The sequence below is a fragment of the Williamsia muralis genome (assembly GCF_002735905.1).
GTDB lineage: Bacteria > Actinomycetota > Actinomycetes > Mycobacteriales > Mycobacteriaceae > Williamsia > Williamsia muralis_A.
In genome coordinates, this window is record NZ_PEBD01000005.1 from 138,207 (window position 1) to 162,591 (window position 24,385).

The following is a 24,385-nucleotide window of genomic DNA, read 5'->3' on the forward strand; positions in this document are numbered from 1 at the left end:
GCGGGAGTTGATACCGTCGGACCTGTGACTGCCCCATGCTGACCCGCCTTCTGCGTACCTACATGGGCGCCTACCGTCGCGAACTGAGTGCGGTGGTGATCCTCCAATTCGTGGCCACCGCGGCAATGCTCTACCTGCCGACTCTCAACGCCGACATCATCGACAACGGTGTGGCGCAAGGCGATACCGGCTACATCCTGCGGGTGGGGGCGGTGATGGTGGTCGTCTCGCTGATCCAGATCCTGGGATCGATCGTGTCGATGTATTTCGGTGCACGCGCGTCACTCGGTGCCGGCCGCGACATCCGGCACGACCTGCTGCACCGCGTGGACGGCTTCTCCGCGCGCGAGGTCGGCGCATTCGGGGCGCCGTCGTTGATCACGCGGACGACCAACGATGTTCAGCAGGTCCAGATGCTCGGCGTGATGGCCTGCACCATCTTGGTCACCGCCCCCATCATGTGTATCGGCGGCATCGTCCTCGGCATCGGGGTCGGGGGCCAACTTGCGTGGGTTCTCGTGGTTGCGGTCCCCATACTCGGGGTGACCATGGCGGTGATCATCTATCGGATGATGCCGGGTTTCCGTGCCATGCAGGAGCGCATCGACACGGTCAACCGCGTCCTGCGCGAGCAGATCACCGGGATCAGGGTGGTTCGCGCCTTCGTGCGGGAACCCCACGAACGCAGGCGATTCGCCGCCGCGAACGACGACCTGACCGATGCCGCACTGCGGGTCGGGCGTCTGATGGCACTGATGTTCCCGTCGGTGATGCTGATCAGCAACGTCACCATCGTCTTCATCATCTGGTTCGGCGGTCACCTCATCGAAGACGGTGACGTCCAGATCGGCGCACTCACCGCGATGATCGCCTACGTGATGCAGATCCTCATGGCGGTCATGATGGCCTCCTTCCTCGCGATGATGGCGCCACGGGCATCGGTGTGCGCCGAGCGCATCTACGAGGTTCTCGACACCGAGACATCGGTGGTGCCGCCCACCGACCCGAAGCCGCTCCGTACTTCGGCGGGCATCGTGGAGGTGCGCTCCGCGTGCTTCAGGTACCCAGGGGCAGACGAATCGGTGTTGCGCGACATCAGTTTCCGAACCGCGCCGGGCACCACCACCGCTGTGGTCGGGTCGACCGGCTCGGGTAAGACCACATTGGTGGCGCTGCTGCCTCGTCTGATCGACGTCACGGATGGTGCCGTGCTCATCGGGGGGACCGACATACGTGAGCTCGACCCCGCTGTCTTACGCGAATCGATCGGCCTCGTTCCCCAGAAGCCCTATCTGTTCTCGGGAACGATCGCGTCCAACCTGCGTTACGGCAAGAAGGACGCGACCGAAGCCGAGATGTGGGAGGCGTTGACCGTTGCGCAGGCCGCAGACTTCGTGCGAGACATGCCGGATCAGCTCGAGACCAAGGTGGCACAGGGCGGGACGACGGTCTCCGGAGGGCAGCGTCAGCGGCTGGCGATCGCGCGCGCCCTCATCCGGAAGCCGAGCATCTATCTGTTCGACGACTCGTTTTCGGCGTTGGACCTGAGCACGGACGCACGCCTGAGGGCAGCGCTCAAACCTGCCACCGGCGACGCCTGTGTCATCATCGTGGCCCAGCGCATCACCACCATCGCCGACGCAGACCAGATCGTGGTACTCGATCGCGGAACCGTCGCCGGCATCGGTACACACGAGCAACTGCTCGCCGGCTGCCCCACGTACATCGAGATCGCGGAATCCCAGCTCTCTGTGGAGGGTCGGAGATGACCCGCCCCGGTGGCGGAGGCGGACCGTCGATGGGTGCGATGCCCGCTGAGAAGGCACGCGATTTCGGTCCCTCGGTGAAGCGGCTGATCGCAGTGCTGTCAGCCCATCGCATCGCGTTGTGGGCCGTGCTCTTCTGCGCTGTGGCGTCGGTGGTTCTCAATGCCGTGGGCCCGTTGTTACTCGGCCATGCAACAGATCTGATTTTCTCCGGGGTGATCGCCGACCGCCTGCCCGCAGGCGAAACGAAGGCCGAGGCCGTGGAGGCGCTACGACAAGACGGCGACGGGACATTCGCCGACATGGTTGCTGCGATGAACCTGACGCCGGGTGTCGGAATCGATTTCGACGCCGTCGGCCGGGTGCTGATACTGGTTCTCGGGCTCTACGCGGGTTCCTCGTTGCTCAGCTGGCTGATGGGGCGTCTGCTCAACGTCGTCACCCAGCGCACCGTGCAGGGGATGCGCTCGGATGTCGAGAACAAGATCCACCGCCTGCCGCTGAGCTACTTCGACGGCAATCAGCGGGGTGACCTACTGAGCCGGGTGACCAACGACCTCGACAACGTCTCGCAAAGTCTCCAGCAGACAATTGCCCAGTTGCTCAACTCGGTGTTGATGGTGCTCGCCATCCTCGTGATGATGCTGTGGATCTCACCGTTGCTGTCGCTGATCGCCATCGTCACGATCCCTGCCGCGGTGATGGTGACAACCCTTGTGGCAAAACGCTCCAAACCACACTTCTTGGCGCAGTGGTCGAGCACCGGACGCCTCAACGGTCAGGTGGAGGAAGCGTTCACCGGACACGAGGTGATCAAGGCCTTCGGCATGCAGGACGACGTCGAGGCAAGATTCGACGACCGGAACGAGAAGCTCTACGAGTCGAGCTGGCGGGCCCAGTTCATCTCCGGGATCATCATGCCGGCGATCATGTTCCTGGGGAATCTGAACTACGTGGCAGTCGCAGTGGTCGGCGGCCTACGGGTGGCCTCGGGTTCGCTGAGCCTTGGTGATGTCCAGGCCTTCATCCAGTACTCGCGACAGTTCACCCAGCCTCTGACCCAGATCGGGTCGATGTTCAATCTGATGCAAAGCGGTGTCGCGTCCGCCGAGCGCATCTTCGACATCCTCGACGCAGACGAGCAAGTACCCGATCCCTCCGACCCGATCAGCCCCGGAACGAGCAAGGGTCGCATCACGTTCGACGACGTCTCCTTCCGTTACTCCCCGGATCGCGCGCTGATCGAGCAACTGTCGCTGGTGGCCGAACCCGGGCACATGGTCGCGATCGTGGGGCCGACGGGAGCGGGCAAGACCACCCTGGTGAATCTGATCATGCGGTTCTATGACGTCAATTCGGGAACGATCAGTCTCGACGGCGTGGACACATCGTTGATGACCCGGGATGACCTTCGCGAACGTACCGGGATGGTGCTGCAGGATTCCTGGCTCTTCGGCGGAACGATTCGCGACAACATCGCGTACGGCGATCCCGAAGCCGACGATGAGGCGATCATGGAGGCGGCGCGGGTCAGCCACGTCGACCATTTCGTGCGGATCCTGCCGGACGGATACGACACTGTCATCGATGAGGAGGGTGGCGGTGTCAGCGCAGGCGAAAAGCAGCTGATCACCATTGCGCGGGCCTTTCTGGCGCGGCCGACCCTCCTCATCCTCGACGAGGCGACCAGTTCGGTGGACACCAGGACCGAATTGCTGATCCAGAAGGCGATGGCCGCGTTGCGCTCCGATCGCACCAGTTTCGTGATCGCCCACCGACTTTCCACGGTCCGCGATGCCGACACCATCCTGGTGATGGAACAGGGACAGATCGTCGAACAGGGCTCGCACGACGAGCTCCTCGCGGCGCAGGGGGCGTACTACCGGCTGTACAACAGTCAGTTCGTCGGGCCCATGGATGCCGACGACATCGGCAGTCCGCAGATGTCCAAGAGCTGATCGACGAATCAGACAGGGGGCTCGGTCTTCCGACCTGTTTTGCGGGCGAGTGTCCGGAAGACGTCGGCCAGCGAGCCCCTCGGTATCGCGCCGTCGGCGTCGTAGCGCCAGGCGGCGAGGGTGGGCAGCCTCAATCGGATTCCCTCCACGTCGAGCACGCCGATCGGCTCGCCGACAAACGCTTTTGCCATGGCGCCCGTTGGAGATCCGACGAGTGAGAACGCCCTTCCGCCGGCCACCACATGCGCCAGACCTCCGAAGTTGTGGTCGGGCAGAATGATTCGTTTGTGCACTCCGTGACGGCGGAGTAGGTCATCGATCCCTCGATAGATGGCCGGAGCGGCGTCGTGCTCGATCGACACAAAGGCGAGGTGCGCCAGTTCATCGAGTCGCACGCTCGATCGGCCGTCAAATCCGTTGCCGCGCCCGACCGCAACCTTCACCACTGCGGTGTCGAGGCGCACCGTCTCGATCCCTCGCGCCACGATCGGTCCGTGTAGGAGCGCGGCGTCGAGGCGTCCGGCCTGCAACGACTGCAGCAGCGGTTCGGTGGCGCCGGGATGGAAGGTGACGACGAGTTCGGGGTGGCTCCGGGCAAACTCATCGTGTACGCGGGTCCTCAGTTCGCTGGTGACGTCGGAGGCCACACCGACATCGAGAGTGGGGGAGAGATCGGCGGTGGCGAGTTCGATGAGCCGCGGGATGGCGTCGAATCGTTCGACCAGATCGCGTGCCTGTGGCAACAGGGCGTGGCCCGCGGCTGTGAGATCGACGCGGTGGTGTGACCGCACGAAAAGTGCTGTACCAAGGCTGTTTTCGAGATATTTGATCCGTTGACTCAGCGGTGATGCCGCCATGTGCAGTCGCTGCGCGGCGCGCGCGAAGGTGCCCTCCTCGGCAACGGCGACAAAGTAGCGCAGGTGCAACATGTCCACCCGGATCAGGCTAGTCGCGGACCGGACCGTTGCGGTCATCTTGGCCCACTGAACTTGGTCATGGTCCTCCGGCCATGCGCGTCATAGTCTCCCAGAAGACGACATCGGGCACGGCGCTAGGAGTTCATGAATGTCTGTTCCTCCGATCCGGATAGCAAACTTCTCGGGCTACCTCGGAGATCGGTACACCGCGCTCGACGAAGTGATGCGCGGCGACCCGGTGGATGTCTTGATGGGCGACTATCTGGCTGAGATCACGCTCGCCGCGCTGGCAGCGCGGTATGCGCGTGATGCGAGCAAAGGCTACGTCGAGTACTTCGTCGACCAGGTTCGGCCCCACCTGCCCGCGTTGGCCGACCGGGGCCTGCGGGTGGTCACCAACGCCGGTGGATTCAACCCGGCTGCCCTCGCCGCGACGCTGCGGTCAGAGATCAACACCTTGGGCTTGTCGCTGAGGGTGGCACATGTCGAGGGGGACAACGTCTTCGCCGAACTCGACGACCTGCAGGGAGCCGGTCATGGATTGGAGAACATGGACACCGGACGGGGTCTGTCCGAGTGGGGTGTCACGCCGATTGCCGCCAACGCCTATCTGGGCGGCTGGGGTATCGCGGCAGCGCTGGATGCAGGGGCGGACATCGTGGTGTGCGGACGAGTCACCGATGCATCGTTGACCGTCGGCCCGGCGGCGTGGTGGCACGGCTGGGCAACCGACGACTGGGACAGCCTGGCCGGCGCGGTGATGGCAGGGCACATCATCGAATGTGGGCCTCACGCCACAGGTGGGAACTTCTCCGGTTTCAGAGCCCTGCGGCCGACGTTGACCCCGGGGTTCCCGATCGCGGAGATCGAGGCCGACGGCAGTTCGGTCATCACCAAGCACAGCACCGACGACGGCGTGGTGACAGCCGACACGGTCACCGCGCAGATCGTCTACGAGATACAAGGGCCGCAGTACCTCAACCCCGATGTGACCGTTGATCTTCACAACATCCGGCTGCAGCCCGAAGGCACAGACCGGATCCGGGTCACCGGTGTCACGGGTTCGCCGCCGCCCGCCACCACCAAGGTCGCTGTTTTCGGGCTCGTCGGGTACAGCGTGGTCAACACGGTATTCGTGACGGCTCCGGATGTGGACGAGAAGGTGTCGCTGCTACGTAGCCAGATCGCCCGGGATATGCCTGACGGGGTGGAAGTTCACTGCACTCGGATCGGGACGGCGGCAGCCGACCCGCACACGCAGTGGGACGCAACCATCGCGGTGCGGGTGATGGCGATGTCAGCCGACGCCGACGTGCTGGCATCGGCGGACATGTCACGTCGCCTCGGCGCCCTCTACCTGCAGGGCATCCCAGGTTTCTTTCATGACGGCGCCGCCGGTCTGCATTCCACACCCAAACCACGTGTGGACTACTGGCCTGCTCTGCTGCCGTTGGCTGCGATCGGCCACCGCGCAGTGCTCGACGACGTAACCGTGGATATCGCCCCGTCTGCCGTCACCCGGACGCCGGGCCAGCCAGAGCATCCCGAGCCGGCCGATCCGGAGTATGCGGGGGCCGCAACCACCGTTGAGCTCGGGGTGGTTGCGCATGCACGCAGTGGGGACAAGGGCGGGAACAGCAACGTCGGGATCTGGACCCCCTACCCGAAGGTCTGGCCGTGGCTACGGCGGTTCCTCTCGACCGAGGAACTGCATCGGCTGATGCCCGAGACAAAAGATCTCGACATCGTCCGCCATGAGTTCCCGGAACTGCGGGCGGTGCACTTTGTGGTGCGCGGCCTGCTGGGTACCGGCGGTTCGTCCAACGTACGGGTCGATCAGGTCGGCAAGGCTGTGGGTGAATACCTGCGCGCCAAACACGTGGTCATACCCGACGCCGTCCTCGATCGAGTCCGGAAGCAGTCATGACGCTCACCGGCAGACTCACACAGGCTGTCACCCAACCCGCTTCGAACGATAAGTTCGATGTCCATGCGGAGTTGTCCGACGTGCTCGCCGGTCTCGGGATGACCGCGGGTGACTCCGGTGGATCCACGTCCTTCAAAGGCGCCGACCCGGTGGTCCCCAGCACGCTCCGGCTAGGTGGTGCGTCGGCCATCGCGCTGGCCGCCAAGTCGATCGCCATCGCCAAACTCGGTCGATCACGAGGATTTCCAGGCCAAGACATTTCTGTCGACCTTCGCGTGACCCCCCACCGGCTGTGCCCGTTCTACGACAGGCGATGGGAACTGCTCAACGGCTATCCGGCGACTGCGCCGTCGAATCCCTCGCAGGCCTTGGGATTTCGCTTCTACCGCACGGCCGACGATCGATGGGTGATGCCGCTCAACCCATATCCGAAAATCAAAGTAGGTGCGCAGAAACTGCTGGGCGTGCCCGACGATCCCGACGCGGTCGCCCGCGCCGTCGCCGGTTGGAAAGGCGCCGAGCTCGAACAAGCAGGCGCTGACGCCGGTGTGGTGATGCCCATGCTGCGGACCACCGAGGAATTGCTCGACGAGCCGCACTACCGCGACGTCCTGGCGGATATGCCCCTGATCGAGATCACCAAGATCGGCGACAGCGCGCCGGAACCGCTGTCTTCCGCCAACTGGAGGGTCGGGTCTGACGATCAGCCTCTCTCCGGAGTCAGGGCTCTCGGTATGGGCCATGTCATCGCCGGCGCAGGCGTGGGGCGAACGTTGGCCCTGCACGGCGCGGACATCCTGAATCTGTGGCGACCGGACGAACTCGAACATGATGTCACCTACATCACGGCGAACGTGGGTTGCCGGTCGGCGACCATCGATCCATATCGGCCCGAGGGCGCCGCCAGAATCGGCGAACTGCTGAGCAATGCAGACGTCTTCTACGCCAATCGACGGCCCGGTTATCTGGACAGCATCGGCGTCAGTCCACGAGAGGCTGCGCGGCAAAGACCCGGAATCATCTATGCCACAGCCTCTCTCAACGGTGAATCAGGGCCGTGGGCCGACCGCGTGGGGTTCGATCAGACTGCAGGGTCCCTTGTGGGCATGATGACGCTGGAGGGTGGGGACGGCCCGCCGCGGCTGCCGCCGATCTTGGTGGTCAACGACTACATAGTGTCCTGGCTGATGACCGCGGGCATCGTAGAGGCGTTGCATCGCAGGGCTGTCCACGGTGGCAGCTACAAGGTGCATGTGTCCCTGACGAGGGCCGCACTGTGGATCCTGTCCATGGGGGTGTTCGACACGGCATACGCGACAACGGCGTCCGGATCCTGTGACGAACACATGTACCGAGATCCGGAGACTTTCACCGCGGACACCCCACTCGGCTTTTATCAGGGGGTGACCGAACAGGTCTCGATGTCGCACACCCCGGGCCGGTACAAAACTGTTCTGGTACCCCGTGGGTCGAGTCGGCCAGAATGGCCTGCCCGGACCTGAACGGACCTCCGGGGCAGATCGGCCCGGCCGAGGATGTACTAGAGTCGCGGGCGTGACCACTCGGGGGATGGTGACCGCAACTGTTGTCGCGGCGTGGATATGCATGATGATGGTCGGCGGATGCGCCAGGGGTGTCGATGGTCGGGCTGTGCCCGTCGCTGATCCCAGACCGGTCGGTTTCATCGAGTTCGCGGACGCCGGGTTCAGTATCACCGCGCCTCCGGGCTGGACGGTCCGAGACGATTCCGACGAACTCATCTACGGGGATGTCGCGCTCACGAAGAAGGGCGACGATGCGTCGATGATTCTCATCGGAGTGCTCGACGGGTCCATCTTTGCGTCCGCTCGGGCGGACAATCGCGTTGCCGCACAAGAACTCGGTTCGGGTATGGGGGAGTTCTTCTTCCCGAATTCGGGTACCCGTGTGGACCGCGAGGGCGGAACGCTGAGCGGTGCTCAGACCACCGGGGCCTTCGAGTTCTACCGCGTCGAGTTCGATGACCGGTCTCGATCAGATGCCGAGGTGTTCTCGGCCGTCGTCGAAAAGGCGGGCGAGCGATGGTGGATGACCTGGTTGAGCAACAAGAATGCTGTGGACGTTGACGAGGCCTGCGAGCTGGCCGAATCCATCACCCCGATGTGATCACGTCACCTGGACTTCTGGCCTGGCGGACGGAATGGTGATCGTGGCCCGCGTATGCAGGGTGTTGCCGGGATCGGCGATCGATTCGGCGACCCGGAACGTGGCCTCCCAGCTCGACCTCGACAGTGTGTTCAGAACATATCCGCGTTGAGAGTTGCCGAACTTGACGTGCGGGGATGCCGTCTTGAGTTGGCGATCTCCCTCGTCGCTATCAGACCCGTCGGCTCCGGATGCGATTGACGTGCCGGCGATCTCGACGCCCACCGCGGGCGCGGGCCGTGTATAGGTGGACTTGAGTTCGGACACCACGGACCGATGGATGTCGCCGACGATCGACACGAGATTCTCGACGCCCCGGGCTTCCACGCCGTCGAGGACGCGCTTGCGCGATGCCTCGTATCCGCTCCAGGCGTCCATGCTCACAGCACGGGATCCCCGCCGCGAGCGGGCGAGGTCTGCCATGGGCGTCTGGTGGGCCAGTACGTTCCATCGCGCTGTGCTGGAGCCGAGGCCGTCGAGTATCCACCGCTCCTGGACATCGCCGGTGATGGTGCGAGCGGGGTCCGCGGTCAGTCTGTTCAGCGGGCCGTCGGTGTCTCCGTTGACCTGATCGCTTCGATATTGGCGGGTGTCGAGCACGCTGAACTCGGCGAGGCTGCCGAACGTGAATCGGCGATAGATTCGGATGTCACCGCGCGTGGGATGAACGGTCGCCCGGACGGGTGTGTTCTCCCACCACGCCTTGAGTGCGCCCGCGCGCCGTGTCAAGAACTCCGGCAGAGGCGCGTTGTCCTCGGAAATATCTGCGGCCCAGTTGTTCTCGATCTCGTGGTCGTCGAACGTGACGATGAACGGCGAGGTGCGATGTGCCGCTTGCAGATGAGGGTCGAGCTTGTACAGAGCGTATCGATCGCGATAGTCATCGAGGCTGTGTGCCTCGGAGTGGCACGAGCTCGGCATGGCAGACGATCCGCGTCGCCCACCGTCCGCCGGTATCGGCTTCTCGTAGATGTAGTCCCCGAGGTGGAAGACGACATCTGGTGCAGCCGAGGCCATGTCCCCGTACGCGTTGAAGAAACCATCTGCCCAGGCCTGGCACGATGCCCAGGCAAACGTCATGCCGGCCACATCAGCACTCGCCGCCGGTGCGGTCCGTGTCCTCCCTACGTCGGAGATGTGACCGCCGGACCGGAAACGGTAGTAGTACTCGGTGGATGGCTCGAGGCCACGAACGTCCACGTGCACACTGTGCGCGTCGCGTGCGGTTGCGTTCACGGTGCCGCGTCGAACCACGTTTGTGAACTTGTTGTCCAGGGCCATCTCCCAGTCGACCGGCACATCGGACTCGGACATCCCGCCCCGCGGGGACAGGGGTTCTGGAGCCAACCGGGTCCACAGGATCACCGCGTCGGCGAGTGGATCGCCAGAAGCGACGCCGAGGGTGAACACGTGATCGCCGCGAGCAGCGGGCGAGGGGAATGCGGTGGGGGAACTGACCAAACCGGGAGTGAATGCCAGGGCGCCGGCCACGCCAGCCCAGGTCAAGAACCTGCGACGGGTGGTACCGGCCCGCAGAACCTTGTCTCGGTCGATCGACAACTCGGGTGACGCCACAGGAGTACTCGACCAGGATCAGCTGTCTGTCCGAGGTCTCCGAGGTGACGCCGACACGAAGGACACCTGACGTTGTGGTGGGACGCCGGGGACTCTCGTTGCCGGGTTCGTCTTGTCGGAAGGCCTGCCGACGTTCACAGGTGGCCGTTCAGACTCGGGGTGACCAGCCGATCTTCGGGCCCAGATGGGTGGCCATGTCGGTGATGATCTGCAGATAGTCGGTCTCGTCGAACGAGAAGGGCAACGCGAACGCCACCTCGCCGGCTCTCTGGAAGCCGGCGTGGGCGAACAACCGTTCCGCTATCTCGTCCGAGGTTCCGACGATGTCAGGGGCGAAGAGCATTCGGCGCGGGCCCTGAGGCGAAAGAGTCCGGTCGAACCGGGCATCGGCGTAGTCGCGGTATCTGCGTCGCTGCTCCGGGGTCGCCGAATCGGTCGGAATGACAACCAATCCCTGTGACACCCGGGCTTTTTCGGGCTTCGGGTGATGCGCGCGGTAAGCATCGATGTGCTCACCCTGAATCGAGGCGAAGTCGGTGGAGGATGTGCCCTCGGTGGTCACCACCGAGCTGGTCAGGTAATTCAATCCTTGCTGTCCGGCCCAGATCGCCGAGGACATCATTCCGCCGTACCACAGGCGGTCGATCAGCCCGGGTGAATGTGGCTGGACGATTCTCGAGTACTGCTCGATGCCAACTGTGCCCTCGAAGTCACTCACCGGCACTCCGCGGATGTTGTCCATCAGCCGGGTCACCCGGTCCTTGCTGAAGTTCTCTTGCGCGTGGGTTTCGGGATAGAGCTTGTGTTTGAAGTCGTCGTACCGCATAGGGGTTCCCACCGAGACCCCAGGATTCAACCGACCCCCGGACAACAGATCCACCGTCGCGAGGTCTTCGGCGAGTCGCAAGGGATTCTCGAGTCCGAGTGGGATCACCGCCGTACCGAGTTCGATCCGGCTCGTGCGCTGGCTTGCCGCTGCCAGTACCGCGACAGGAGAGGAGATGCCGAACTGCAGGTGCCGGTGTCGAAGCCACACGCTGTCGAAGCCGAGTTCCTCTGCGAGTTCGATGGTTCGCAGCAATTCCTCGTGGCCTGTTCCGGGATCGGCCGGATCGAACCGCCCGATGGTCAGGAAACCCATCTTGTTGAGTGGTTCGCCCTCACGTGGCACTGTCTGCCACCTTCTGTCCGCCTGAGGTGATCGCCAGGGGCGCAATGCCATGCAGGATCAGATCGGTGGTCTGATCAACCCACTCATCGTCGAGGTCATCGCCTGGTCGCATGATCAGCCGGATGATCGTGGTCCCGCCGACGACTTCGAGCAATCGGTCGGGATCCGCGCCCGCTCGGACCTCGCCTCGAGCCACCGCTTGCGCGAGGCGCGTACGCATGGCGGCGAACACGCCGTCTTCGAACCGTCGCATGACGAGTTCGTTGAGTTGCGGGTCGGCCCCGATCTCGGCGAGAAGTCCTGGCAGAGCGGCCCGTGCAACCGGGTCGGTGAACATCCTCCGTGAACCGTCGATCATCGCCCGGATGTCCGTTGCGAGATCCCCGGATTCCGGGATGAGGGTTGTCCACGTCGCGGGAAACGCGGCCTCATGGACCAGGTGTGCCTTGCCCGACCAACGTCGGTACAGGGCGGTCTTGGTGGTTCCGGCTCTCTCGGCAACCGCGGCAAGGGTCAGGGCGGGGTAACCGATGGTGACGAGCAGTTCTGCGGTGGCGGCCAGAATCGATTCGTCGATGCGGGGGTCACGCGGCCGTCCGGCGCCGGCGGTCTTGTCTTCCACTGTCTCGTCTGCTTTCATTACGCAACCGACCGTACCGTAATCTGCGTCACACTTCTGGTGGGGCGTACGAGTTTCCGGAGGGGCACCTTGGCCGCTGAACAACCACTTGCAGACATGAAACTCCAACGCTCGAGTCGTGATGTCACCACTCTTCCAGATCGGCTGGCGTCCTGGCTGTGCACCGTGGTTCCCGGTGGCGCGACGCCGCAGATCACGGTGGAGAGCGGTATCGATTCGAATGGGATGTCGTCGGAGACCATCGTATTGAACGCGGTGTGGACCGACGGCGCAGAGCAGAAGAAGCAGCGGTGGGTGGCCCGGGTGACGCCGGCGGACGAAGACATCCCGGTGTTCCCCAGCTATCGCCTTGACCATCAGTTCGAGGTCATGCGTCTGGTGGGTGAATTGACGGACGTTCCCGTGCCCAGGGTGCACTGGATGGAGGCGACGGGGGACGTACTCGGAACGCCCTTCTTCCTGATGGATCACGTGGAAGGCGTGGTGCCCCCGGATGTGATGCCCTATACGTTCGGCGACAACTGGTTTCATGACGCCCCGGTCGAACGCCAACGGCACCTGCAGGATGCGACCGTCGCGGTTCTCGCGAAACTGCACTCCATTCCTCAGCCCGTGGAGACCTTCGCGTTCCTCGGCGACGGGTTGACGGGCGATACCGCTTTGCGGCGCAACGTCAACTGGTGTAAGTCCTGGTACGAGTTCGCTGTCCCTGGCATCGGGCGCTCGTCGTTGCTCGATCGCGCATTCGTCTGGCTCGAAGAGAACTGGCCGGCACAAGCCGATGCGGCCGAACCGGTCTTGCTGTGGGGCGACGCCCGGTTGGGGAACACGGTGTACCGGGACTTCGAGCCCGTGGCCGTACTGGATTGGGAGATGACAGCACTCGGCCCACGAGAGCTCGACTTGGCATGGATGATATTCGCACACAAGGTGTTTCAGCACATCACAACGTCTCTCGGATTGCCGGGGATGCCGACGACGTTGCGCGAGGAAGATGTGCTGAGCACGTACACAGAGCTCACCGGGGTCGAGGTGGGTGACTTGACCTGGTTCTACACGTATTCCGCAGTCATCTGGGGATGTGTGTTCATGAGAACGGGAGCTCGGCAGGTCCACTTCGGGGAGATCGAGATGCCGGAAGAAGTCGACGGTCTGTTCCATCATCGGCAACTGCTCGCAGACCTCATCGGCGACGGCACGGAGGATGCGCTGTGATCGGGCCGCTGGACGAGTACCCCATCCATCAGGCGCCGCTGCCGATCGGGTTGGTGGACGCGAGTGATCGGAACTTCTACGACCGGTGCTATCTGAACGCGCACGACAGGACCGGCGACATCTTCGTGATCACCGGGGCCGGGTACTACCCCAACCTCGGCACCAAGGATGCCTTTGTCCTCGTGCGGCGCGGTGACGTACAGACAGCGGTCCACCTCGGTGATGCCATCGACTCCGACCGGCTCAACCAGCGCGTCGGCAATTATCGGATCGAGGTCGTGGAGCCACTTCGGAGATTGCGTCTGATCTTGGAGGAGACCGAGGGCATCGCGATGGACGTGACCTGGGAAGGGTCATTTGATGTGCTGCAGGAGCAGCCTCACATCATGCGCACCGGCAGTCGGATCACGTTGCAGGCTCAGCGTTTTGCTCAGGTCGGCACGTGGAGCGGAACTCTGACCATCGACGGTGAGGACATTGAGGTGGACCCGGAGAAATGGGTCGGGACCCGTGACCGGTCGTGGGGCATACGTCCGGTCGGAGAAGCCGAACCCACCGGTAAGCCGGCCGACCCGCCCTTCGATGGAATGTGGTGGCTGTACGTGCCGATGCGTTTCGACGACTTCGCCATCGTTCTCATCATCCAAGAGAACCCGGACGGTTACCGAATCCTCAACGACTGCACGCGGGTGTGGAAGGACGGCCGTGTCGAGCAACTGGGCTGGCCGCAGGTCGATATCCGGTACGAGTCAGGAACCCGAACTCCGACCGGCGCAACCATCATGTGCACCACCCCGGATGGACAGCAGTTGCGGCTGGAGATCGAATCACGGCTGGCGGTACCGATCCACCTCGGCGGTGGATACGGCGGTGACCCGGACTGGACCCACGGGATGTGGAAAGGGGAGAAGTTCACCGAACGCCGCACCTACGACGTCACCGACGAAAGCGTCGCGGGACGAATCATGTTCGGGGTGATCGACCACGTCGGGCGGGCGGTGTGTCATGGGCCCGGGGCTGACGGCTCGGAGGGTTTTGGCTTGTTCGAGCACGGAGCTCTCGGACGGCACGACCGATCGGGCTTTGCTGACTGGTTTTCCGTGGCTCCGTGACCCACTGGCCCTGGCGTTTGTCGGCCTCACCGGGAGGGTGGGCCGCCGTCGTTGATCCGCCGGCCGATTGCGGCGAGTTGTCGTAGCTGGGCGCGAGTGAGCGGGTCGATGACCAGCCTGCGGACGTTCTCGGCGTAGCCCGGTGCTGTCTGCACCACTTTCTCCCACCCGGCGTCGGTGAGGACGGCGTTGGTGAACCGACCGTCTTCGGGGCAGGCGGAGCGGTACACCCATTCGCGTTGTTCGAGCCGTTTGACGACATGGGACAGGCGGGAAAGGGATCCGTTCGCCAACTCGGCCAGGGCGCTCATCCGGAGTGTTCGTTCGGATGCTTCTGACAGTGCAGCCAGGACCTCGTACTCGAAGTGGGTCAACTGGGCATCGCGTAACAGCTGGGCGTCGAGTGCATGCGGAAGTCTGGACAGCAGAATTGCCACCTGCAGCCAGGCCTCCATCTCCTGCTCATCGAGCCATCGTGTCGGCGGTCGGCCAGTCATGGAAAGAGTGTAAACCCGCGTCGGATACTTGATGCTTCAGTTGACGCTTCAATTATTACCACTCTAAGGTTCACTTGAAACATCAAGTGATTCACGAGTCGATCGAGGGTGATATGAACTATTCCATCGTGCGGAGTGTCGGAATTCTCCTGGCGCGCATCGGTATTGGGTCGGTGTTCCTGGCGCATGGGCTCCAGAAACTGAACACATATGGGTATGCCGGCACCAAGGCCAGCTTCCAGGGTATGGATGTGCCCATGGCTTCGGTGTCCGCGTTTGTGGTCACGTGGCTCGAGATCCTCGGCGGAATCGCCCTCATCGTCGGTGTGCTCACCCCGATCGTCGGTGCCCTGTTCGCACTCGACATGCTCGGCGCCTACCTCTTCGCGCACATCGACATGGGCCTCTGGGTGGCTGACGGCGGATATGAACTGGTCCTGTCGCTGGGGATGGGATCGCTGCTCCTGGCAGTGGTCGGCGCGGGTCGTCTCAGCGTGGATGCCCTGCTGGCGCCGCGTGTTCGATTTCTGGCCGCAGGTTCGACACGACCACGCAGCCCCGTGGCCGCGTCGAACTGATCGCGGCACGCACCTACCCGGGTGGTGAGATGTCCGGTTTGCGTTTACGTTGCACGGGGTACTGACGGAGGATGCGCTGTGCCGGCTCAGGTCGCGCGTCCCCTCGTCGGGGCCAACAGTTAGGACCTTCCACGTAATGGCTGACCGCACATCTGAGCTCGGGGGCGATCGATCCGACGGTGACAGTGCGGACACCGGGGGAGACCAGCGCACCCCGCTCATGGCCCCGCCTCGTCTGCGCACCGAAGATGATCGAGCCGCGACAAGACTCGAGCTGTTCTTCGACCTTGCGTACGTCTTGGTCATCCACCAGCTCGCGCTGGCGCTCAAAGACGATCTCGGCTGGCACGGCGTGGGTGTCTTCGCCGGCCTGTTCGCAGTCACATGGTGGTCGTGGGTCACCACCACCTTGTATGCGAACAGATTCGACACGAACGACGTCCTCTACCGAGTGCTGAAGCTGGCTGCCACGTTCGCGGTCGCGGTCATGGCGGCGAGCGCGTCCGCGGCCGTCGGTGGCGACGGCACAGTGGCTTTCGCGGTCGGGTACATCGCCACCCGCGTGATCCTCGCCGGCCTCTATCTGAGGGCATGGCGACACATCAGCGAAGTCCGCGTCACGATCAACCTGTATTTCGCCGCGACGGTCGTCAGCGCGCTGATCTGGACGGTCTCGCTGCTGACCCCGTCGCCGATCACGTACTGGCTCTGGGCGTTGGGGATAGCGATCGAGGCGATGGCGCCGTTCGCAGCCACCCGGTGGGGTCCTGATGTCCCACTGCACCTCGAACATCTGCCGGAACGCTTCGGTTTGTTCGTGATCCTGGTTCTCGGTGAATCGATCTCGGCCATCGTGCTCGGAATGCACGAGACCCATTGGGCGTGGTCGTCGCTCAGTGTTGCTGCTCTCGGCTTCACCATCGCGGCTGCCGTGTGGTGGATGTACTTCGACATCGGTGGCGCAGAGGCGAAGACGCTGCTGCAGGACGACGAGAGTGCGGTCGGCAGCGGTCGCGCCGACGGGTACATCTACGGGCATCTGCCGCTCACCCTCGGTGCCGCTCTTCTCGGGGTCGGCATCGAACAGTACGTCTTGCATCCGGTCGGTGAACTGACGGCAACCGGGCGGTGGGTGCTGTGCGGTGGTCTGGCGCTGTTCATCAGCGGTGTCTGCTGCATCGTCGGCTGGAGTTCGAGCAACTGGAAGACCATCTTCCCGTGGCCGGCACTGGCCATCCCTGCCGTCATCATCGTCGGATTCGTCGACAATGCCCTTCCCTTCGCGTCGGCCATCGTCCTGGCCGTCGGCGCGATCCTCGCGGTGGTCACCGGGATCGTCCGGCGGCGCAGGAGCACCATGGACACAACCGAGACGTGACAGCCGCGATGCTGCTTCTCCCATGAGGTGACGCAGTTGTGAGTAGCCTTGTTCCGGTGGGGATTCTGACGCCGGTGGCGATCAAAATAGGTGCGGTCTCGTGGATGCCGAAGTTGCTGCCGCAGATCGAGAAGTGGGACACCCGGTTGCAACGGGTCAGCGATGGGCGACTCAGTGCGCTGGACATCGCCGGTCTACCGAACATCACGTTGACCGTGCCGGGCCGGAAGTCGGGCGTCCCACGATCCACGCCCCTTCTCTGTGTGCCCCAGGACGGCGGCTGGCTGATCGCGGGCTCGTACTTTGGGGCCAAGCAGATGCCGGTCTGGGTTCTGAATCTCCGTGCCTGCGAGACGGCGGAGATCGTCTACCGACGCAAGACCATCCAGGTCTCTTGGCGTGAGGTGACCGGAACCGAACGGGACCAGGCCTGGCAGCGGATGCTTGCCGTGTGGCCCAACTTCGCCGTCTATGAGAAGCGCACAGAACGTACGATTCCGGTCTTCTTCCTCTCGCCGATCCCGCCCGGGTCGTAGGGAAACGGGCAGTCGACCGATGGACATCGACGAGGTCGCCGATGAGCTGTATGGGCTCGACCCGTCCGAGTTCGTGGAAACGCGCAAGGGTCGTGTCACGCAGGCGCGCAAAGAGGGTGATCGCGAACTCGCGGCCGCGATAGGCAAGATGCGCAGGCCGACTCTTGTCGCCTGGGTGGTGAACAACTTCGCTCGAGAAGAACCCGGGCAAGTCGAAGAACTACTCGAACTGGGCGAGGCCCTCCGTGACGCGCAACGTCACCTGTCGGGCGACGACCTACGCGCACTGACCACTCAACGACAGCGCGTGATCCGGGCGATGGCGCGCCGCGCGGGTGAGTTGGCGGCAGCACGTGGGCAGCAGGTGAGTGAGACGGCGGCCCGTGAGGTCGGGCAGTCACTGCACGCCGCACTGGCCGACCCGGAGATCGCCGATCTGGTACGGGCCGGACGCCTCGTCACCGCAGCGAGCTACAGCGGGATGGGTCCTGCGGGCATGACGGTGGTGGGCGGTAGATCGAAACCGACGACGTCTGAAAAGAAGCCGGACACCACGAAGCAAAGAGCCGACGCACAAGCCGAAGTGGATGCAGCCGAACGTGCGGAGCTCGAAGCTCGCGAAGCCGTCGACGCCGCCCAGGCCGACGCGCAAGAAGCCGCCGACCGGGTTGCCGAATTGGATTCGCGAATCGAGGACCTGCGCAGCCAGCTGTCACAAGCGGAGCAGGAGAGGCAATTCGCGCACAAGTCCGAACGGGCCGCTGCGTCGAATGTGACTGCGGCAGAACACAAGGCCGAACACGCACAAGCGCGACTGGAGGCCGCCCGCAAGAAGCTCGCCGACATCTGATCGGTTGGGTCAGCCCACCGATTTGCCGGTCGCTGGACGTGTATCTGAAGCCATCCGCTGAGCGATCAGCGACGACCCCAGACCGTGGATGACCAGACTGCCGATGATGGTGATGGTCATCGCGTAGAGGGTCTCCCCGGCGAAGTCGTCGTCGAGGGCGTTGAAGGCGAGAAGCCCGAACACGATCGACGCTGTCCCGCGGGGGCCGATTGCGCCGACGAGGAACCGGTCCGACCGCGAGAGGTCGGACCCGGTGAGTGCGAGGTAGACGGGCACGATTCGTACGACGGTCAAGGCGAGCACCACGTACAGCACGATCAACCACTCGATCCCGAGCGACAGCAACAGCACCGACGTGCTCCCGAAGACAAACCACATCACCAGGCCGGCCAGAATGCCCACTTCGTCGAGCAGGCCCAATTGTTCGTCGCCCAGTTCTTGGCGATGTCGGGCCGCCCGGTAGGCGATGCCGCTGATGAATGCGGCCACAAAACCATTGCCGCCCAGTGTGACCGAGCACCCATAGGCGAGCAGTGGGATCATCACGATCCCGATCCTGAGCGACTGAGCTGTGGTGAGGTGTTGGCGCACAGCCGAATTGGTCAGCCAGGCGCTGATCAGGCCTACGGCGGCGCCCGCCAGGATGGCGAACGCCGCCGCAGGAAACGCCGATTCGAGCGCTTCGATGGGCGTGGCGGCATGCTCGTGGTCGCCGGCAAGCGTGAGAGCGAAGACGAAGATCGGTGCGACGATGCCGTCGTTGTATCCGCTCTCCACATTGATCACGTGTCGAACGCGTGCCGGAAGCCGTTTGTCACGCAAGATCGAGGACGCCGGCGAGAAGTCTGTGGGTACCACCACGCACGCCACGATGAGCACTACGGCAACCGATAGATCTGGCAGGAGAAGGACTCCGAGCGCCGTGGCGAGAATGAGCGAGAGAGGCAGGGCTATACAGAGCAATCGTGCGGTGATGGCACGCTCACCTCCGAAGTAACCGCCTTTGACCTCGGTGGCATCAACGAACAGGAGCAGGGCCAGGATGAGTTCTACGGCTCGTTCGGCGATCACGGTGTTGAGTGTGTTGCCGATCTCGTTGCGAGTGCTGAAACCGATCGCGATGCCGGCGATGACCATCAGCAGCGGACCGGGTATCCGCCACCGTTCGAGCCGCCCGGCCAGAAGCGACCAGCCGATGATGACCACCATCGCGATGAGAATCGACGGCGTCATCAGGCGTTCCCATCAGGCTTCGGCACCTGAAAAGCGTAAATGCCTCAGCCCGGCGATGGGTGGGTCACAATTTATTGATGTACAGGTGCAGCTTGCGGCAGGTGTTGCCGGAGTTCACGCATGATCGCCTGTCGCGACTTCGCACCCACGATGCGCGCCCGCTCTTGGCCGCTGTGGAACAAAACGAGCGTTGGCATACTCATGACCCGGTAACGCGCTGTCGTGACGGGATTTTCGTCGACATCTATCGCCACCACATCCATGACGTCCGCTTCGTCGGCGGCGATCTGGTCGAGTACCGGCGCGATCATCCGGCAGGGTGGGCACCAGTGGGCGGTGAACTCGACGAGCACAGGGCGGTCACCATTCAAGACGTCGCTGTCGAACGAGGAGTCCGATACGTGGACGAGGGGCATGATCAGTCCTCCAAGGGGTGCAGACGGTTGACGCAGAGCTGTGGTCACAGTCGGTTGACCTCGGCTACGAGGCGATGGTGCGGATCGGCGTGGTCGCCACATTCGCAACGCAGGACTGCGGTGACCCGGCCGCCGCAGCCGCTGTGTCGGTAGACGACGTCGGGGAGGGCGCCGGACCCGAGGTGGCGTTCGCCCCAGTCAGACAATGCGGACAAGACAGGAAGCAGATCGAGCCCCGCATCCGTCAGCACGTACTCATCGCGAGATCGCCGCCGCGGTAAAGAGTAGGGCCGAGTTGCGAGGATGCCGGCGTCGGTCAACCGGCGGAGTCGATCAGAGACGACCTGCCGGGGCGCGGTGGTGGCGCGCTGGATCTCGTCAAAACGTCGCAGCCCCAGTGAGACCTCTCGGACGATGAGCAGAGCCCAGCGATCACCCACGGTTCCGAGAACGGCTGCCACGCTGTCGATCATAGTTCACAGTCTAGACTATGAACCCAGCTTCGGATAAACCTCCGGCCCTGACTGGGTCAGGGCCGGAAGTGGGTATGAAAAAGCGGTCAGTTGCCGGCGAGTTTCGCCGAGTTCTGCGTGCAGTACGCGGGAACGGCGATGTTGATCAATGTTCGAGCCTTGTCTTCGCTGATACCGGCATCTTCGGCCACCTTCTTTGTGGTGTCGGCGATGCTCGACCCGTCGGACAGTTCCGTGCAGGCCAGTTTTCCGGTCTCGATCTGCTTGGTGCGATCACCGAAGGTCACGTCCTGCGTCTTCAGAGCTTCGATGTAGCCGTCGTCCCGTAGATCCCCTGTGGCATCCGAGACGTCACCGGCCACCTGCTTCGCACTGTCCGTAGCTCGATCGGTGGCTTCCTGCACATCGTCGCTGCTGCATGCGCCGGCGAACAACATGCAACCGATGAAAGCCACCAGTGCCGCGAACTTCTTCATGTCTGCCTCATTTTTCCTTTGTGGGTGGTGCAAGAACGATAGAGGATCGGGGAAGGACCATTGCCGAACGGCTCGCGGACGCACACGTGGCCGCGCGATGGGAGACCCACCGCGCGGCACCCCACGTCACTTCTGTTGGTCGGCAACCTTGTTTGTCGCGTCCTTCGCGTGCTCCTGCACATCTTGGGCCGCAGAGGTGCCCTCCTGCTTGACGGTGTCAGCGGCGTCGGTGGCTGTTTCCTTGACCGCTGCGGCCGCGTCTTGCGCCGGACCCTGCAGATTCTGCGCGGCCTGCTTGGCCACCTCGGTGACCTCGTCTTTGAGGGGCTGAGCCTTCTCTTGGAGGGCCACTGCCGCCTGCTGCTCCCTCTCGCTGGCGGGGATGAGCGCAGACACCAGCAGGCCCGCGCCAAAGGCGATCAAGCCAGCGGCCAACGGGTTGCCCTGGGTCTGGGCCTTGGCCGCACCGGGTGCAGACTGCACGGCATCCTGAACTGTGCCGGACGCGGACTGAACCGCACCCGTGACCGAGGATGCTGCCGAACTGGTTGTGGCCGAGGCATTCTGGGCGGAGTCCTGAGCCGAACCCATCACGCGCTCACGGACGCCACTGAGCCGACCGGTGACGCGACCGACCTTTCGCTTGGCCATGGTGGCCGGATTGGCCTCGTACGCAAGGGTATCCACGTCTGAGCTGAGCGCCGCGCGGGTGCGCTCGATCTCGGCACGAATCTGATCGGGGTCTGAGCTGCTGGTCATGATCTCTCCTGGGGATGGGGCGTCAGTGCGCCGGGAATGTTCTTGACTGTGTCGGTGGTTTGCGGGAGTCCCTTGGCCTTGCGTAGCGCTGTGCGTCCGAGGACGGCCAGAACGCCGGCGATGATGGCCCAGATCAACATGACGACAAGAGCCGACCATGCGTGCCCGATTGCGTTGCCCAGCCCCCACCACAGGGCGATGGACAGGAACAGGAGTACGAAGTAGCCGGCCACCGCAGCGCCTGCCAGCATTCCTGAACCCTTGCCCACCCGGCTGGCGGTCTGAGTGGCCTCGGCTTTCGCGAGTGCGAGTTCCTGTCGGACGAGAATGGACAGGTCTTCGCTCACATTCGAAAGCAGCTCGCCTATCGACGGCGGGTTTGTCTCGGCTCCCTCTCCGGCGTGTGCGCCGTACGGGGCGCTCATGGGTTCACGCCCGGGGCCGGCGGCTGCTGGTAGCCGGGCTGCTGCTGGTAACCCGGCTGTGCCTGGTAACCGGGTTGCGTCTGATACCCCGGCGCGACGGTGTAGGGGGGAGGCTCGGGAACATAACCGGGCTGCGCAGGCGGAGCCGCATGCTGTCCGCTGCCGTAACCGCCGACCGGGGGAGCAGCCTGGATCGGCGGGATGGGCGCGGTTTGCGTGTTGTCGGGGAGATTCGCCGCACTGGGCGTTCCACCCGAACTGGAGCCGCTGTCACTGCTGTTGGCTGCGGTCAGTCCTCGGCCGAGCCTCCCGGCCACTAGGCCGGCACCTGCGGCCAAAGCCAAGAACATGCCGGGCTTGCGCCGGGCGAATCGGGTGACCTCATCCAGGACCTGTCCGGGCTCGCGGTCGTCGAGCCACGATGCGACCGTCTGAACGTGCTGGGCGGCCTGACGCGTGAGATCGGTTGCCATACCCTGATTGTCGGATTTGTCGGCCATCGAACCGAACTCGTCCGAGAGTGCCCGCAAACCACCGGCAACACGCTTCTGCTGCTCGGAAGCCTGCGTTGTCAATTCGCCCTTGGTCTGGTGCAGCAGGTCTTTCGCCTGGGTCTTGGCCTCGCCGGCTACCTGCGACGCCTGATCGCCTGCGACCGATGCAACGTGCTTACCGGCATCTGTCGCGCCACTGGCCACATCGCCTGCTTGTTGCTTGGCGACGTCTGCGGTTGACGTCTCACCAGAAGTCGGCGATGGCCCAGAACTCGGCGTCATCTGATCGTGGATGGGAATACCACTTGAAGATGTCATTGTGTGTCTCGCGTTCTCTCTAGTAAGTAGATGCAGAGATAGGCCGTCGGCTCCAACCTAAGGATCGATGTACCCAGATTTGCGAGCGTCAATCATCTGTCCGAAAGGCAATTTCCCCGGAATCGCTCTGTTGCGCCATCTCTTCGAGGTGAAACCGTGGCCGGGGTTCTGTCGTCTGAGGTAGGTGTCCAGCGTCGACACCCGTGCCAGTCCGTGCTCAATTGCGAACAGGATCTAACGCTTTGACCATCCGTCACGATAGAAGGTGAATGAGGCTTCTCCGCGGGACTGAGCGTCGACAGCCTCGTCTGCCACAGCCATCTCGCAAACACCGTTGGGCTGTTGTCTTTCGCCTGTTGCGCTGGTGGTACACCCAGCCCTACGACTACGAATGGGCGCACACCTACGGTGAGTCACGCACGTGGCTGTTGGTCACCCGTGTCTGCGCGATGATCTGCTGCCTTGTGTATGCGTTGTTCGGGGTACTCGTCATCTCGATCAACCCCTGCAGGTGCTTGTTGCCCAACGGACTTGTCGTGGCAGCAGCGGTGGGCTTCGCGGTCTGTTCGGCCGCCTGGTGGTTTCGTCCGTGGCCCCGCGAGACGACCTCGGCATGGTTCATCGTCTTCGTCGATGCGGCCATCACCACGTATTTGTTTGTCGGGGAGCCGCTCGTCTCCCTTGCACTGCTGAATCTGTTTGTCGTCCCGGGGATGTACGTGACTTTCGTTCACGGGCCCCGATTGATGTCCGCGCAGCTGGTCTACCTGTTTGCGGTCATAGCTGCCACGTACACGTACTCGGTGATGTCGCCCGGCACGTCCGTCCTGGTGGCCTCTGCGCTCGCACTCACCGCAATGTGCGCCGGACTCTCGACGAACATCCTCGCGCAGATCGCGCTCACGTTCCTGCGTCGCGACGCGAAGGAGTCGTTCACGGACGCACTCACCGGCGTGCTGAACAGGCGTGGTCTGGCCGAGGCGCTGCAGCAGTCGCATGCTGTGTACCCGCCGTGGTCACCACTCACCGCGTTTGTCGTCGACATCGACAAGTTCAAATCGATAAACGACGCGCACGGCCACATCACCGGGGATGCCGTTCTGACGCGCACCGCGAACTGCCTTGCCGATTTGTGCCGGGGAGCCGACGCTCTCGCGCGAATCGGAGGCGACGAGTTCGCCATCTTCGCGCACCTCGATGCCCAGCAGGCCCAGGCTTTCGCCGAACGGATCAGGCAGAGTCTGGCGGAGGGAGAAGGAACCGATTTCGTATCCGTCAGCATCGGGACGGTCACGACGTTCGTCCCCTCGTGGCCCCCGGCGGACGGCGACATCGTCGATGTGATGGTCGCTAACGCCGACGCGGCGATGTACCGGGCCAAGAACGCAGGCGGCGGCCGGATCGTCGGTAGGAGCATGTGACTAGGTGATCGCCCGGCGGTAGGTGGCCTGGAATATGAAGAAGCGGGAGTTGCCGGGCGATCAGTT

The 24,385-nt window shown here is 63.6% G+C and carries 24 protein-coding genes; 12 read left to right on the top strand and 12 right to left on the bottom strand.

What is annotated here, in order from left to right; all coding sequences use genetic code 11:
• Positions 1–35 precede the first annotated feature (35 nt).
• Complete coding sequence (locus tag CSW57_RS07470) at positions 36–1,769, top strand: ABC transporter ATP-binding protein (protein ID WP_099382212.1); 1,734 nt, start codon at positions 36–38, stop codon at positions 1,767–1,769.
• Positions 1,766–3,724 (top strand): ABC transporter ATP-binding protein, encoded by a 1,959-nt coding sequence (locus tag CSW57_RS07475; protein ID WP_099382213.1) that lies wholly within the window; start codon positions 1,766–1,768, stop codon positions 3,722–3,724. Before CSW57_RS07470 ends, CSW57_RS07475 begins: the two co-directional genes overlap by 4 nt.
• An 8-nt stretch (positions 3,725–3,732) precedes the next feature.
• Here CSW57_RS07475 and CSW57_RS07480 read toward each other — a convergent pair whose 3' ends face one another.
• Positions 3,733–4,698 (bottom strand): LysR family transcriptional regulator, encoded by a 966-nt coding sequence (locus CSW57_RS07480; protein ID WP_099382214.1) that lies wholly within the window; start codon positions 4,696–4,698, stop codon positions 3,733–3,735.
• Positions 4,699–4,789: 91 nt separating this feature from the next.
• On the opposite strand from CSW57_RS07480, the gene CSW57_RS07485 reads away from it, so the two are divergent.
• From CSW57_RS07485 to CSW57_RS07495, 3 genes are read left to right on the top strand one after another with little or no spacing between them, the layout of a single operon-like run.
• The gene (locus tag CSW57_RS07485) at positions 4,790–6,568 is read left to right on the top strand and encodes an acyclic terpene utilization AtuA family protein (RefSeq protein ID WP_099382215.1); all 1,779 of its coding nucleotides are present in this window, start codon (positions 4,790–4,792) and stop codon (positions 6,566–6,568) included.
• Positions 6,565–8,070, top strand: a complete 1,506-nt coding sequence (locus tag CSW57_RS07490) for a CoA transferase (RefSeq protein ID WP_099382216.1) — start codon at positions 6,565–6,567, stop codon at positions 8,068–8,070. Before CSW57_RS07485 ends, CSW57_RS07490 begins: the two co-directional genes overlap by 4 nt.
• Positions 8,071–8,122: 52 nt before the next feature.
• Positions 8,123–8,713, top strand: coding sequence for an APA family fibronectin-binding glycoprotein (locus CSW57_RS07495; RefSeq protein WP_099382217.1), 591 nt, complete (start codon positions 8,123–8,125; stop codon positions 8,711–8,713).
• Here CSW57_RS07495 and CSW57_RS07500 read toward each other — a convergent pair whose 3' ends face one another.
• From CSW57_RS07500 to CSW57_RS07510, 3 genes are all read right to left on the bottom strand, one after another.
• Positions 8,714–10,327: an alkaline phosphatase D family protein gene (locus CSW57_RS07500; protein ID WP_099382218.1), complete on the bottom strand. Its 1,614-nt coding sequence runs from the start codon at positions 10,325–10,327 to the stop codon at positions 8,714–8,716.
• 148 nt (positions 10,328–10,475) lie between these two features.
• The gene (locus CSW57_RS07505; RefSeq protein ID WP_099382219.1) at positions 10,476–11,498 is read right to left on the bottom strand and encodes an LLM class flavin-dependent oxidoreductase; all 1,023 of its coding nucleotides are present in this window, start codon (positions 11,496–11,498) and stop codon (positions 10,476–10,478) included.
• On the bottom strand, positions 11,488–12,138 hold the full coding sequence (locus tag CSW57_RS07510) for a TetR/AcrR family transcriptional regulator (RefSeq protein WP_099382220.1): 651 nt from the start codon (positions 12,136–12,138) through the stop codon (positions 11,488–11,490). Before CSW57_RS07510 ends, CSW57_RS07505 begins: the two co-directional genes overlap by 11 nt.
• Positions 12,139–12,234: 96 nt before the next feature.
• Between CSW57_RS07510 and CSW57_RS07515 the strand changes: the two genes are divergently transcribed.
• Both CSW57_RS07515 and CSW57_RS07520 read left to right on the top strand, forming a co-directional pair.
• A complete protein-coding gene (locus CSW57_RS07515; protein WP_099382221.1) occupies positions 12,235–13,353 on the top strand; it encodes a phosphotransferase family protein in 1,119 nt (372 codons plus the stop codon).
• Entirely contained in the window at positions 13,350–14,465 is a 1,116-nt protein-coding gene (locus CSW57_RS07520; protein WP_099382222.1) for a hypothetical protein, read from the top strand. The genes CSW57_RS07515 and CSW57_RS07520 overlap by 4 nt, the downstream gene beginning before the upstream one ends.
• 26 nt (positions 14,466–14,491) lie before the next feature.
• Here CSW57_RS07520 and CSW57_RS07525 read toward each other — a convergent pair whose 3' ends face one another.
• On the bottom strand, positions 14,492–14,962 hold the full coding sequence (locus CSW57_RS07525) for a MarR family winged helix-turn-helix transcriptional regulator (RefSeq protein WP_189339169.1): 471 nt from the start codon (positions 14,960–14,962) through the stop codon (positions 14,492–14,494).
• Between the two features lie 113 nt (positions 14,963–15,075).
• Here CSW57_RS07525 and CSW57_RS07530 point away from each other — a divergent pair, with 113 nt between their 5' ends.
• From CSW57_RS07530 to CSW57_RS07545, 4 genes are all read left to right on the top strand, one after another.
• Entirely contained in the window at positions 15,076–15,540 is a 465-nt protein-coding gene (locus CSW57_RS07530) for a DoxX family protein (RefSeq protein ID WP_099382452.1), read from the top strand.
• Between the two features lie 136 nt (positions 15,541–15,676).
• Entirely contained in the window at positions 15,677–16,918 is a 1,242-nt protein-coding gene (locus tag CSW57_RS07535; protein WP_099382223.1) for a low temperature requirement protein A, read from the top strand.
• A gap of 56 nt (positions 16,919–16,974) precedes the next feature.
• The gene (locus CSW57_RS07540; protein ID WP_099382224.1) at positions 16,975–17,454 is read left to right on the top strand and encodes a nitroreductase family deazaflavin-dependent oxidoreductase; all 480 of its coding nucleotides are present in this window, start codon (positions 16,975–16,977) and stop codon (positions 17,452–17,454) included.
• Positions 17,455–17,473: 19 nt separating this feature from the next.
• Positions 17,474–18,304, top strand: coding sequence for a hypothetical protein (locus CSW57_RS07545; RefSeq protein WP_099382225.1), 831 nt, complete (start codon positions 17,474–17,476; stop codon positions 18,302–18,304).
• A 9-nt stretch (positions 18,305–18,313) separates the two neighbouring features.
• On the opposite strand, the gene CSW57_RS07550 is transcribed toward CSW57_RS07545, so the two are convergent.
• From CSW57_RS07550 to CSW57_RS07580, 7 genes are all read right to left on the bottom strand, one after another.
• On the bottom strand, positions 18,314–19,537 hold the full coding sequence (locus CSW57_RS07550; protein WP_099382226.1) for a cation:proton antiporter: 1,224 nt from the start codon (positions 19,535–19,537) through the stop codon (positions 18,314–18,316).
• A 71-nt stretch (positions 19,538–19,608) separates the two neighbouring features.
• Positions 19,609–19,953, bottom strand: coding sequence for a thioredoxin (gene trxA / locus CSW57_RS07555; protein ID WP_099382453.1), 345 nt, complete (start codon positions 19,951–19,953; stop codon positions 19,609–19,611).
• Between the two features lie 44 nt (positions 19,954–19,997).
• A complete protein-coding gene (locus CSW57_RS07560) occupies positions 19,998–20,426 on the bottom strand; it encodes a winged helix-turn-helix transcriptional regulator (RefSeq protein ID WP_099382227.1) in 429 nt (142 codons plus the stop codon).
• Between the two features lie 86 nt (positions 20,427–20,512).
• Positions 20,513–20,902 (bottom strand): DUF732 domain-containing protein, encoded by a 390-nt coding sequence (locus CSW57_RS07565; RefSeq protein ID WP_099382228.1) that lies wholly within the window; start codon positions 20,900–20,902, stop codon positions 20,513–20,515.
• 126 nt (positions 20,903–21,028) lie between these two features.
• Positions 21,029–21,661: a DUF3618 domain-containing protein gene (locus tag CSW57_RS07570; protein WP_099382229.1), complete on the bottom strand. Its 633-nt coding sequence runs from the start codon at positions 21,659–21,661 to the stop codon at positions 21,029–21,031.
• Positions 21,658–22,086: a phage holin family protein gene (locus CSW57_RS07575; protein ID WP_023958217.1), complete on the bottom strand. Its 429-nt coding sequence runs from the start codon at positions 22,084–22,086 to the stop codon at positions 21,658–21,660. The genes CSW57_RS07570 and CSW57_RS07575 overlap by 4 nt, the downstream gene beginning before the upstream one ends.
• Positions 22,083–22,898: a hypothetical protein gene (locus CSW57_RS07580; RefSeq protein WP_223249107.1), complete on the bottom strand. Its 816-nt coding sequence runs from the start codon at positions 22,896–22,898 to the stop codon at positions 22,083–22,085. Before CSW57_RS07580 ends, CSW57_RS07575 begins: the two co-directional genes overlap by 4 nt.
• A 356-nt stretch (positions 22,899–23,254) precedes the next feature.
• On the opposite strand from CSW57_RS07580, the gene CSW57_RS07585 reads away from it, so the two are divergent.
• Positions 23,255–24,319: a GGDEF domain-containing protein gene (locus CSW57_RS07585; protein WP_189339170.1), complete on the top strand. Its 1,065-nt coding sequence runs from the start codon at positions 23,255–23,257 to the stop codon at positions 24,317–24,319.
• The last annotated feature ends 66 nt before the right edge of the window (positions 24,320–24,385 follow it).